The following is an 11665-nucleotide window of genomic DNA, read 5'->3' on the forward strand; positions in this document are numbered from 1 at the left end:
GGCCCAACGCTCGTTGCCAGCACCCGCAATGACTGTCATTTCGGATTGGAAACAATCACTTGTGGCCAGTGATCCGATCCGCCACAGTCGATCCAAATGCCTCCCCCCAACACCACCCGCAGCTTGTTGCGCAGCGCCACTGCGTCCGCGCACGAGCGGGTCGATCACGCCTTTGGCGGGTTCGACCTGTCCAACCGCGATGGCTATCGCGCTTTCCTGATCGCTCAGGCGCAACCACTGGTGACGGTGGAGGCGGCGGTCGACGCGTTCGATCCGCGCGCGATTCTGCCCGACTGGCCCGAACGCCGCCGCGCACCCCTGATCGCCGCAGATCTGGCCGATCTCGACGCCCCGATCCCCGCTCCCGCAGCGCTCGACCTGCCGAATAATGCTGCGGCACTTGGCGCGATCTATGTCCTTGAAGGCTCCCGTCTGGGCGGCGCGTTGCTCGCGCGTAACGTTCCGATGGACCTTCCGGGCCGGTTCATCCGTTGCCAGCCTGCGCCGAAGCGCTGGCGCAGCTTGATCGAGGTTCTGGACGGGACTCTCACAAGTGGAGACCAGCGTGATGCGGCGGTAGGCGCTGCCCGTGCCGTCTTCGACCTGTTCTGGCGAAGCGCGCGCCAGCATGGAAGGATGCCCGTCGTTGAATGATCCGAACCCCGTCGATCTTACCAATTGTGATCGCGAACCCATCCATATCCTTGGCACGATCCAGCCGATCGGGTTTCTGATCGCTCTGACCGCAGACTGGATCGTCGCACGCAGTTCGGCGAACCTGCCCGAGTATCTGAGCCTTTATCCCGAGCAGATTGTCGGCCATCCGCTCGCCGATCTGCTGCCCGCGCCGGTCATCCACGACCTGCGCAACCGTACCGCGATGCTGCGCAGTCCGGACGCAATCGAGCGGCTGTTCGACGTGGAACTGACCCCGGACGCGGGCCGGTTCGATATCGCCATTCACATGTCGGGCGGACAGATCGTGATCGAGGGCGAACGCTCGTCGGGCGAGATCGGCGACGTCACCGGCATGGTGCGATCGATGATCGCCCGGCTCGACCAGTGCGGTGACATGCTGTCCTTCTTCCGCGAAGGCGCGCGTCAGGTGCGCGCGCTGACCGGCTATGACCGGGTCATGGTCTATCGCTTTGCCGCCGATGGTTCGGGTGAGGTGGTAGCCGAAGCGTGCAAACCCGGCATCGGCCGCTTTCTCGGTCTGCACTATCCCGCGAGCGACATCCCGACGCAGGCGCGCGTCCTTTACACCCGCAACCTGTTGCGTGTGATCGCCGACGTCAACGCGACCCCGGTACCGATCGTGCCCGAGCTGGACGAGAAGGGTGAGCCGCTCGACATGTCGCTGTCGCTGCTGCGATCGGTCTCGCCGATCCATATCGAATATCTGCGCAACATGGGCGTGGACGCGTCGATGTCGATCTCGATCCTGGTCGATGGCAAATTATGGGGTCTGTTCGCCTGCCACCATTATGCTCCCCGCTGCCCCAGCTTCGAGCGGCGCTCAATCTCCGAGCTGTTCGCGCAGATGTTCTCGATGCGCCTCGAAAGCCGCGAGCGGCAGCAGACCGTGGAGTTCGAGCGACGCGCACGCGACATTTCCGACCAGCTGCTCGGCGCGGTCGCTTCCGACGAGACGCTGCTGCGCGACCCCGACTGGCTGGCCGACATCCTCACCAACGCCATCCCCGCCGATGGCGTCGGCGTGTGGCTCAACGGCAGCTACGCCTTTTCCGGGATCACGCCGCCGACCGACGATTTCCGCCGGATCATTCGCGCACTCAACGCGACGGCAGCGGGCAAGGTGTTCGCGACCGATCATATCGGATCGCTGATCGTCGATGCGGAGCCCTTCGCGGGCAGCGCCGCCGGATTGCTCGCGATCCCGATCTCGCGCTCTCCGCGCGACTATGTCGTGCTGTTTCGCAGTGAAATGGTGCGTTCGATCCGCTGGGCCGGCGATCCGCACAAGCCGGTCGATTACGGCCCCAACGGCCCGCGCCTGACCCCGCGCGAGAGTTTCGAGGAGTGGAAGGAACTGGTGCGCGGTCGATCGCGCCCCTTCACCGCGTCGGAACTGCGTGTCGCCGAAACGTTGCGCGCGACGCTGATCGAAGTGGTGCTGCGCCTTGCCGACGAAGCGTCTGCCGAACGTCAGCGCTCGGGCGCGCGTCAGGAACTGCTGATCGCCGAACTCAATCATCGCGTTCGCAACATCCTGGGCCTGATCCGCGGGCTGATCCGCCAGGCGCAGCCGGAGGAAGAAGCGGTGCGCGATTTCGTGCGGGTCGTCGATGGGCGAATCCACGCGCTGGCCCGCGCGCACAACCAGATTACCGAGGATCATTGGGGCCCGGCCTGGCTCCAGGCGCTGATCGACGCCGAAGCCGCTGCCTTTACCGAGGAAGGCGACCGGATCCTGAGCGAGGGCGAGCCGGTGATGCTCAACCCCCAGGCATATTCGACGATGGCGCTGATCCTGCACGAGCTCGTCACCAACTCGACCAAATATGGCGCGCTGTCGGTGCCGGGCGGAACGGTGAAGCTCAACTGGACATGCAATGCGCGCGGCGATCTGCTCCTCCATTGGCGCGAACTCAACGGCCCGCAAGGTGGCGCAGCCGTCGCGCAAGGGATTCGGCACCACGATCATCGAACGCTCGGTCCCCTATGACCTCGGCGGCGAGGCAGCGATGCGCTATGCTGCAGGCGGGTTCGAGGCAGATTTCTGCATTCCCGCACGCCATGTTTCAAAGCCGCGTGACGGTGGCGCACCGCGAATCCACTTTCCGCGCGCACCGCACGGCCATCGCGAGGAGCCGCCCACCGACCTGCTCAAGGGTCAACGGCTGTTGCTGGTCGAGGACAGTCTGATCATCGCGCTCGATGCCGAGGATATCGCCACCCGGCTCGGCGCGACGGATGTGATGACCGCAGCATCGGTCGATGCCGCACTGGACCTGATCGCCGCGTCGCCGCCGACGGTGGCGATCCTCGACATCAACCTTGGTAGCACCACCAGCTTCGCGATCGCGGACGCGCTGCTCGAGCGGGAAATCCCGTTCATGTTCGCGACTGGCTATGGTGAACAGGCGCAATTTCCAGACCAGCATCGCGGCCGGCCGGTGGTGCAGAAGCCTTATACGCTGGAAAATCTCGCCCGCGCGCTGGCGGAGATGCTCGGCTAGCCCAGCACCCGGCCCGCGACAGCGTCGAGCTTTGCGAGGAGTTCCGGATCGCGCACGGACGGCGCGGTGATCAGCGCGGTGTCGAGGCAGGTGTCGATCGGCGACGCCGTCCGCTCGGCGGGCAAGTCGCGGAGCAGGTTCAGCACCATCGCCCGCGCCTTGGTCGCATTGGCGCCGAGCTGCGCGATCACCTGCGCGACATCGACTGCGGCCTCCTCTTCGCGCCAGCAGTCATAGTCGGTGACCATCGCCACCATCGCGAAAGGCAGTTCCGCCTCGCGCGCCAGCTTCGCCTCGGGCATCGCGGTCATGCCGATCACGTCGCAGCCCCAGCTGCGGTAAAGGTGGCTTTCGGCCCGGGTCGAGAATTGCGGCCCCTCCATCACCAGGCAGGTGCCGCCGCGATGCACGCTCGCCCCCGCCGCCTCGGCAGCGTCCGCTGCAAGCGCAGACAGGCGCGGGCAGATCGGATCGGCCATCGAGACATGGGCGACCATGCCGGTGCCGAAGAAGCTCGACGGACGCCCCTTGGTGCGGTCGATGAACTGGTCGACGATCGTGAATGTCCCCGGCGCGCGTTCCTCCTGCAGCCCGCCGACCGACGAGACTGACAGAATATCGGTTACACCCAGCCGCTTGAGGCAATCGATATTGGCGCGCGCGTTCAGTTCCGACGGACTGATCCGATGGCCGCGCCCGTGGCGGGGCAGGAAAGACACGCGGACATGGCCCAGCCGTCCGGTGAAAATCGCGTCCGAGGGTTCACCCCAGGGCGAGGCGACATTGACCCATTCGCCGCCCTCGACGCCCTCGACTTCGTACAGCCCCGATCCGCCGATGATCCCGATATGCCAGTTGCTCATACCACGCCTTGTTTGCTCACTTTAGGGCGGGCGTAGGCGAAGTAGATGACAACCCCGAGGACGTTCCAGATCAGGAAATAGAGCTGAGTCTTGGCCGGCAGGCTGAAGAACAGATAGGCGCAGCCCAGCACCGCGATCGCGCCGACCAGCCACCAGAGTGGCGTGCGAAACATGCGCGGCGCGTCCGGCGCACGGCGGCGCAGCACCATCATGCAGATTGCGACCGCCGCGAAGGCGACCAAAGTCCCGGCATTGGCAAGCGCCGCAATCTCGTCGATCGGCAACAGCCCCGCGATCACGCTGACGATGATCGCGGTGAAGATGGTGATGCGAACCGGCGCGCCGCGCGACGACACCTTCGCCAGCGCAATCGGCAGCATCCCGTCTCGCGCCATGGTGAAGAAGATGCGGCTCTGCCCGAACAGGAAGCCGAGCAGCACCGTCGGGAGCGCGATCACCGCCGAGATGGCGAGGAAGGTGGCGAAACGCGGCTGGCCGAGTTCGCGCAGGATCAACGCCAGCGGCTCCGGGCTGTCGGCGAATTGCGTGTAGGATAGGGCGCCGACCGCCGCGACCGCGACGAGCATATAGATCGCGACGCACGCGACCATCGACCCGACGATGCCGATGGCAAGGTCACGGCCCGGATTCTTGGTCTCCTCCGCGGCGGTCGAGATCGCGTCGAAGCCGTAGAATGCGAAGAAGATGATCGCGGCGGCAGCCATCACCCCGCGCTCGACCCCGTCGGCCGACACGCTCTTGGCGAAGCCGAACGGGGCGAATGGCTCGAAATTGGCGCTGTTTAAGTAGGGCAGCGCGACCGCGACGAAGACGGCCAGCGCAACGATCTTCACGATGACGAGGCCCGCGTTGAGCGTCGCGCTTTCCCGCGTGCCGAGGCACAACAGCCCCGCGACGATCGCGATGATGACGATGGCGGGGATGTTGACGATGCCGCCCGCATGCGGCCCCTGCATCAGCTCCATCGGCACCCCGGCCCAAGATTGCAGCAGCGGCGCGGCATAGCCCGACCAACCGACCGCGACCGCGCTGACCACCAATGAATATTCGAGGATCAGCGACCAGCCGACGACCCAGGCGATAATCTCGCCAAGCACGGCATAGCTGTAGCTGTACGCGCTGCCCGACGCCGGCATCATCGTCGACATTTCGGCATAGGCGAGCGCGGCGGCGGCGCAGATCGCCCCGGCGATGACGAAGGACAGGATCACCGCTGGCCCCGCCTTCCCGGCACCGACGCCGATCAGCGTCAATATGCCGGTGCCGACGATCGCGCCGATGCCGAGTGCGATCAAATGCGGCCAGGACAGGGTCGCCGCCAGCCGATGCTCGGGGGCGTGATCTTCCGCGCCCTTCACGCTTTTCGTCCGAAAAAGTCCGTCGGCCATGCCGTCCCCCCTGATTATTGCACGTGGGTGCGACGGGATTGCCGCGTCGTCAACGGTTCATCCCGGCGACATGCGACGAGGCGCATCGTTGCGACAGCAAAACGGAGTTCGGCCATGCACCGTCGCCTGTTTCTCATCACGCTCGGCGCGACCGCAGCCACGCCTGCACTCGCCCAGCGCAAATTGCCCCAGGAGCCCAATCCGCAGATCGACTATGGCGGATTCGAACAGTTGACCGGCGACGTCCGCCGACTGCGCGCGCAGCGGCTGTTGCCCTTTGCCAAGTTCAAGGAACAGGCTGCATCGCGCGGTACGGTGTTGCTCGACGCTCGGTCCGAAACGGCGTTTCGCGAGGGGCATATTCGCGGCGCAGCCAATTTGCCACTGCCCGACTTCAATGCGGAGTCGCTCCGCAATCTCATTGGGCGCGACCGAAAACGGATGGTCCTGATCTACTGCAACAACAATTTCTCGAACCGCGTCCGCCCGGTTCCGATGAAGGCCGCGCCACTCGCTCTCAATATCCAGACGTTCATCAATCTGGTCGGCTATGGCTATTCGAACGTCTGGGAGCTGGCGGACGTGATCGATTTCGACGATCCCAAGGTGGAGTGGGTGCGCGGGTTGGCGTGACTCTCTCCGTGCTAAACGGGCGCCCGCACGCTCTTCAGCAGCGTCTTGAACCGCGTCCCGTCACCCTCGCGCACGGTGATTGTCACCGAGCCGGTCTTGCTGGTGTTCACATCCTCGACCGTCCCGGCGCGGCCCTTGTGGCGGCCATCGACCACCTCGCACGCATCGCCATTGCCGATCACCCCGGACATTTCGCCCCGCTGTCGATCCACGCCTTGGTCAGCGCGCCGAACTGTGCCTGAGTTCCCGGAGCAGGGGTCCGCCCCGGCCCCGGATTCCAGCCCCAGCCGACCAGCGTATCGCTGGCATTATGCTCGTGGATCTGCGCCAGCGTCTTGCCGCCGTTGCGCTTGCGGTCCTTCAATTGCTCGCAGATTTCGCGCAGCGACTTGCCCTCCCACGCCATCGAGGCCGGGGCGAGATGCCATAGCGGATGCCCCGGAATGCTGCCCTTGCCATCGGCGAACGCGACATTGCGCGGGCCGTGACAGGTCGAACACTCCATTCCCGCGACACCCATCCCGCCCGACCCGCGCTCGACCGGGGGCATGTGAAAGCGCATATCATCGCCCTGCAACGGGCTGTCGGTACGCGGGTGACAGTTGATGCAGCGCGGATGCGTCAGCACCTTGCCCATCTCGGTAAAGATCGCCGCCGACCGCGCCGCCGGATCGGAAATGGTCGCAAAAGCCGCGACGGGCTTCAGCCCGACCGGCGCCGCCGACTGGCTCGATGCCACCACCGCGGCGGGCAGCGCGATCGCGGCGAACCCCAGCGCGATCAGGCCGTAACGTTGCACGCTCATGCATTGTCTCCATGCGCGAAGGGCAGGCGGCGCACCGCCTTTCCGGTCAGCTTGCGCCAGGCATTGGCGACGGCGGGGGCGATCGGGGGGACGCCCGGTTCGCCGACCCCGGTCGGCTTTTCGGTCGAGGGGATGATCGCGACCTCGATATCGGGCATCTCGCCGATGCGCAGGGAGCGATAGCTGTCGAAATTGGTCTGCCGGACGACGCCGCCCTCGCCCAGCGTCACCTCGGCATAGAGCGCGTGGCCCAGGCCATAGCCGATCCCGCCCTCCATCTGCGCGCGGATGATGTCGGGGTTTACCGCGATCCCGCAATCGACCGCGCACCAGACCTTGTGCACCCTGGGCAGGCCGTCCTTGCCCTTCGAGACCTCGGCGACCTGCGCCACATAGGAGTCGAAGCTCTCATGCACCGCAATCCCTTTGGCTCGGCCCTTTTTTGGGGGCTTGGCGAAGCCGGACATCGCCGCGACCTTGGCCAGCACGCCCTTGGCCCGCTCATGCTTGAGCAGGTCCATGCGCCCCTGCACCAGATCCTTGCCGCCCAGTTCGAGCAGCTCGTCGATCAGCGTTTCCTTGACGAACGCGGTGTGGGTGTGGCCGACCGATCGCCACCACAGCACCGGGACGCCGCCCTTCATCATGTGCTGGCCCAGCCGGAAATCGCCGATCTTGTACTGGTTGGTGTCGTTCGCGCCCTCGATCATGTTGCCGTCGATGCCGTCGCGGATGCCCATCGCTTCGAACGGCGTATCCTTCATGATCGACTTGGCGGCGCACACCTGATCCCAGCCGCTGATCGCGCCGGTGGCGTCGATCCCGGCGCGGACGCGATGCACGGTCATCGGGCGATACCATCCGCCGGTCAGGTCGTTCTCGCGGCTCGCCACGACCTTCACCGGCGCGGCAAAGCCGTAGGCGCGCGCGCACGCCGCCGCCTCGCTGCCGTCGGACATCATCGGATTGACGCGGCGACCGAAACTGCCCCCGGCGAAATGCTGGACCAGTTCGCTCTTGTCGAACGGAACCCCGGCGACGCCACAGATCGCGCCCATTTCGCCGACCTGAAACTGGCTGCCGGCATGGACCGAAATCCCTTCACCCTTCTTCTCGATGACATAGTCCATCGTTTCCATCGGCGCATGCGCGAGGAACGGGAAATAATAGATCGCGTCGATCGTCTTCGCCGCGCGGCCCAGCGCCGCAGCGGCATCCCCCGCCGCCTCGACCTGCTTGCCCGGCGTGCGCGCGGCGGCGCTATATTCGGCCAGCATCTGATCCGACGAGCGCGTCTCTGCCTTCGACAAATCCCAGTCGACCTCCAGCGCGGCTGCCGCCCGCTGCGCGGTCCAGGTATCGCGGGCATAGACCGCCACCCCGCTCGGGATCGGCTTGACGTCGAGCACGCCGGGGATCGCGCGCGCCGCACTATCCTCGACTTTCTTGACCGTCGCACCGAAGGCAGGCGGACGCCGCACGGCGGCATGGACCATGCCGGGCAGGCGGACGTCCTGCGTGAACACCGCCGACCCGTCGGTCTTGGCCTTGCTGTCGACCTTCGCGACATGCTTGCCGATATAGACATAGCGGTCGGGGGTCTTGGGCACCGGCTTTTGCGGCACCGGCAGCTGTGCCGCGTCTGCGACCAGTTCGCCGAAGCCAGCCTTGTTGCCGCCAGCACTGACCACGCCCTTGGAGATCGCGACGGCGGAGGGCGCGACACCCCAGCGCTTTGCCGCCGCCTCGACCAGCATCGCGCGCGCGGCCGCACCCGCCATGCGCATCTGGTCCCAGCTTTCGCGCATCGCGGTCGATCCGCCGACGCCCATCGTGCCGAACATCAGGTTGCGATAGAGCGGGTCATTGGCCGGGGCGAAGACGACGTGCACCTGATCCCATGCCGCGTCCAGCTCGTCGGCGATAATCGTCGCCACGCCCGTGGCCGGCCCCTGGCCGAACTCGACATGCTTGGCGATGATCGTCACCCGGCTGTCGGTCCCGATGCGGACGAATGCGTTGGGGGTCAGCGTCGCGCCGCCCCCCTGTGCCTTCGCCGCCTTGACCGGCAGGGTGAAGCCGATGGTGAGCGCGGCGCTTCCAGTCAGAAAGCCGCGGCGATTGGCGACCGCGTTCATGCCTGTGCTCCCTTCACGCCCGCAGCGTCCTTGATCGCCTGACGAATGCGGACATAGGTGGCGCAGCGGCAGATATTCCCCGCCATCGCCGCGTCGATATCCTTGTCGGTCGGCTTGGGCTTGGCGGTCAGCAGGCCGATGGCCGACATCACCTGCCCCGACTGGCAAAAGCCGCATTGCGGCACGTCGATCTGGACCCAGGCGGCCTTGACCGCATCGGCGACCTTGCCACTCGCGCCCTCGATCGTGGTCACGCTCTTGCCCGCGACCATCCCGACCGGGGTCACGCAGGACCGCCGGTTCATCCCGTCGAGATGCACGGTACACGCCCCGCATTGCGCGACGCCGCAGCCATATTTGGTTCCCGTCAGCCCCAAATGGTCGCGCAGGACCCAGAGCAACGGCGTTTCGGGATCGCCGGCGAAGGTTTCGGATTTGCCGTTCAACTGGAAGGTGGTGGCCATCGATGCGCCTCCTGTCTGGGCGCAAGCTAAGCCACCACCATCGTTTCGCGAAATGAATTTATTTCACCCGCGGTTGGTCACTTGGCAACGAACCGCACTGCGGCACCGCCGCCAGGTCCCATCCAGATCGACAGGCTGTCGCCCGCCTTCACCCGCTTCTTCTCGATCACGATCGCGTGACGCTTGTCGGTGCGATAATCCGCACCCTCGCCGTCGCGATAGATGTGCGCCTCATAGCTCTTGCCCGGCTCCAGAAAGTCGAGCTGAACCGTCGTCGTCCGCGACGTGCCGTCGGTTACCGCGCCCAGAAACCACTCGCCGGTCCCCTTGGCCTTGCGCACCACGGTCACATACTCCCCGACCTCGCCGTTGAGCACGCGGGTGTCGGTCCAGTCGACCGCGACATCCTTGATGAACTGGAACGCGCCGGGATATTTGGCGTAATTCTCGGGCAGGTCGGCCGCCATCTGGATCGGTGAGTAGAGCACGATGTACTGCGCCAATTGCTTGGCGAGCGTCGACATGAACGGCGTCCCGCCCTTGCCCTCCAGGCTCAGCACGCCGGGAGTAAAGTCGAACGGCCCGGCGAGCATCCGGGTGAAGAACAGGTTCGCCTCATGCTCGGGCGGATTCTTCGGCTCGCCCCACGCATTATACTCCTGCCCGCGCGCGCCCTCACGGCTGACCCAGTTGGGATAAGTGCGGCGCAACCCGGTATCCTTGATCGGCTCGTGCGGATTGACCGCGACCTTGTACTTTGCCGCCGTCCTGACGATGTTGAGGTGGTGGCGCGACATATATTGGCCGTCATGCCATTCCTGCGTCACCCGGCCATCGGCCCAGACGCGATCGATCTGTCCGGCATCGGTTACGTATCCGGTCTTCACCACCTCGATCCCGTTTGCCGCCGCATAGCGATAGGCGTCGTCGGACTGCGCCTCATACTGCCCCGCGCCGCCGCCGGTTTCGTGATGGCCGACGATATGGACGCCCTTTTTCTTCGCATAGGCCGACAGCACCGCCATATCGAATTGCGCCACCGGCTTGTCGAAGTCCCAGTCATCGCCATTGTCGAACCAGTTGCCGTCCCAGCCGACATTCCACCCCTCGACCAGCACGCCGCGAAAGCCGTTCTTCGCGGCGAAGTCGATGTAGCGCTTCACATTCTCCGTCTTCGCGCCCAGCCGTTCGCCGGTGCCCCAAGTCGCGGTGTCGAGGTGCATTTCCCACCACACCCCGACATATTTGCTGGGCTTGAACCAGCTGACATCGCCCAGCTTGTTGGGTTCGTTTAGGTTCAGTTCGAGCTGCGACATGTACAGCTCTGCCGCGCTGTCGGCGACGCGCAGCGTGCGCCACGGCGTCGTGAATGCACCCTCACGGATCACCGCCGCACCCTGCGACGATCGCGACAGCTCGGCGCGGAAACGTGTCCCCTCCACCCGGCGCAACCACATGCCGGCGTAATCGACCAACGCCGCTTCATGAAACGCGACATGGGTGCCGTCGGCCAGCTTCATCGTCACCGGGGTATGCGCCTGGGTCATGCTGCTGACCGGCGTCTTGTTGTAGAGATATTCGTAGCGATTCCACTCGCCCGCCGGGGTCCACCAGGCGGTGCCGTCGCTGGCCAGCGCGAATTCGGTCAGCTCCTCGACGATGCGGTAGGGCTTGCCGTCAGCCTGGGCGGGCAGTTCGTAGCGGAAGCCGAACCCGTCATCGAACACGCGGAACACCACGTCCATGACCCGCGCCGTCGCAGTGCGATCCTTGAGCCGCACGCGCAATTCGGTGTGGCGGTCGCGGACGCTCTGCCACTCGCCCCAGGGCTGTTCCCAGGTCGAATCCGCGGCGGTCACCTTCTGGCTCTCGAGCGCGAAATTGCGCTCAAGCTTGGGCGCATCGCCGAGGATGAAGCCCATGCGCGACGGCTGGATCAGCGGCTTCCCGTTGCGCGTGACGCTGTAGTAGGGGCGCCCGTCGCCGTCGGTGGTGACAGTGACCTTCAGGCTGCCATCAGGCGATGCTGCGGTCGCGCCGCCCGCCTGCGCCGTCGTCGCTTGGGCCACATCCTGCGCCAGCGCCGGGCCGGCCAGCGCGATTAACGGCAGCGTCAACGCTGTCAGGGTCAAGGTTGCACGCATTTTCAC

At 65.6% G+C, this 11665-nt stretch carries 9 protein-coding genes and 1 pseudogene; 3 read left to right on the top strand and 7 right to left on the bottom strand.

The window, feature by feature from the left end:
• Window positions 1–96 precede the first annotated feature (96 nt).
• Both LRS12_RS04735 and LRS12_RS04740 read left to right on the top strand, forming a co-directional pair.
• Window positions 97–654: a biliverdin-producing heme oxygenase gene (locus LRS12_RS04735; protein WP_257843559.1), complete on the top strand. Its 558-nt coding sequence runs from the start codon at window positions 97–99 to the stop codon at window positions 652–654.
• Window positions 629–3203 (top strand): annotated as a pseudogene (locus tag LRS12_RS04740) (HWE histidine kinase domain-containing protein). Before LRS12_RS04735 ends, LRS12_RS04740 begins: the two are co-directional and overlap by 26 nt.
• On the opposite strand, the gene LRS12_RS04745 reads toward LRS12_RS04740, so the two are convergent.
• Window positions 3200–4066 carry an S-methyl-5'-thioadenosine phosphorylase gene (locus tag LRS12_RS04745; RefSeq protein ID WP_257843560.1) on the bottom strand — a complete coding sequence of 289 codons (867 nt, stop codon included), beginning with the start codon at window positions 4064–4066 and terminating at the stop codon, window positions 3200–3202. The pseudogene LRS12_RS04740 and the gene LRS12_RS04745 sit on opposite strands and share 4 nt — an antisense overlap.
• Window positions 4063–5475, bottom strand: coding sequence for an amino acid permease (locus LRS12_RS04750; protein ID WP_257843561.1), 1413 nt, complete (start codon window positions 5473–5475; stop codon window positions 4063–4065). The genes LRS12_RS04745 and LRS12_RS04750 overlap by 4 nt, the downstream gene beginning before the upstream one ends.
• A gap of 114 nt (window positions 5476–5589) precedes the next feature.
• Between LRS12_RS04750 and LRS12_RS04755 the strand changes: the two genes are divergently transcribed.
• Complete coding sequence (locus tag LRS12_RS04755; RefSeq protein ID WP_257843566.1) at window positions 5590–6108, top strand: rhodanese-like domain-containing protein; 519 nt, start codon at window positions 5590–5592, stop codon at window positions 6106–6108.
• Between the two features lie 11 nt (window positions 6109–6119).
• Here LRS12_RS04755 and LRS12_RS04760 read toward each other — a convergent pair whose 3' ends face one another.
• From LRS12_RS04760 to LRS12_RS04780, 5 genes are all read right to left on the bottom strand, one after another.
• Window positions 6120–6299, bottom strand: a complete 180-nt coding sequence (locus tag LRS12_RS04760) for a KOW motif-containing protein (protein ID WP_257843567.1) — start codon at window positions 6297–6299, stop codon at window positions 6120–6122.
• Entirely contained in the window at window positions 6287–6913 is a 627-nt protein-coding gene (locus LRS12_RS04765) for an Isoquinoline 1-oxidoreductase subunit (protein ID WP_257843568.1), read from the bottom strand. Before LRS12_RS04765 ends, LRS12_RS04760 begins: the two co-directional genes overlap by 13 nt.
• Window positions 6910–9051, bottom strand: a complete 2142-nt coding sequence (locus tag LRS12_RS04770) for a molybdopterin cofactor-binding domain-containing protein (RefSeq protein ID WP_257843569.1) — start codon at window positions 9049–9051, stop codon at window positions 6910–6912. Before LRS12_RS04770 ends, LRS12_RS04765 begins: the two co-directional genes overlap by 4 nt.
• Entirely contained in the window at window positions 9048–9515 is a 468-nt protein-coding gene (locus LRS12_RS04775) for a (2Fe-2S)-binding protein (protein ID WP_257843570.1), read from the bottom strand. The genes LRS12_RS04770 and LRS12_RS04775 overlap by 4 nt, the downstream gene beginning before the upstream one ends.
• A gap of 77 nt (window positions 9516–9592) precedes the next feature.
• On the bottom strand, window positions 9593–11659 hold the full coding sequence (locus LRS12_RS04780; protein ID WP_257843571.1) for a glycoside hydrolase family 97 protein: 2067 nt from the start codon (window positions 11657–11659) through the stop codon (window positions 9593–9595).
• Window positions 11660–11665 lie beyond the last annotated feature (6 nt).

It is taken from the genome of Sphingomonas sp. J344 (assembly GCF_024700005.1).
In the GTDB taxonomy this organism is placed as follows: domain Bacteria; phylum Pseudomonadota; class Alphaproteobacteria; order Sphingomonadales; family Sphingomonadaceae; genus Sphingomonas.

Coding starts and splice junctions, on each gene's coding strand:
- LRS12_RS04735 (WP_257843559.1), top strand. CDS start 97: ATGCCTCCCCCCAACACCACCCGCAGCTTGTTGCGCAGCGCCACTGCG.
- LRS12_RS04745 (WP_257843560.1), bottom strand. CDS start 4,066: ATGAGCAACTGGCATATCGGGATCATCGGCGGATCGGGGCTGTACGAA.
- LRS12_RS04750 (WP_257843561.1), bottom strand. CDS start 5,475: ATGGCCGACGGACTTTTTCGGACGAAAAGCGTGAAGGGCGCGGAAGAT.
- LRS12_RS04755 (WP_257843566.1), top strand. CDS start 5,590: ATGCACCGTCGCCTGTTTCTCATCACGCTCGGCGCGACCGCAGCCACG.
- LRS12_RS04760 (WP_257843567.1), bottom strand. CDS start 6,299: ATGTCCGGGGTGATCGGCAATGGCGATGCGTGCGAGGTGGTCGATGGC.
- LRS12_RS04765 (WP_257843568.1), bottom strand. CDS start 6,913: ATGAGCGTGCAACGTTACGGCCTGATCGCGCTGGGGTTCGCCGCGATC.
- LRS12_RS04770 (WP_257843569.1), bottom strand. CDS start 9,051: ATGAACGCGGTCGCCAATCGCCGCGGCTTTCTGACTGGAAGCGCCGCG.
- LRS12_RS04775 (WP_257843570.1), bottom strand. CDS start 9,515: ATGGCCACCACCTTCCAGTTGAACGGCAAATCCGAAACCTTCGCCGGC.
- LRS12_RS04780 (WP_257843571.1), bottom strand. CDS start 11,659: ATGCGTGCAACCTTGACCCTGACAGCGTTGACGCTGCCGTTAATCGCG.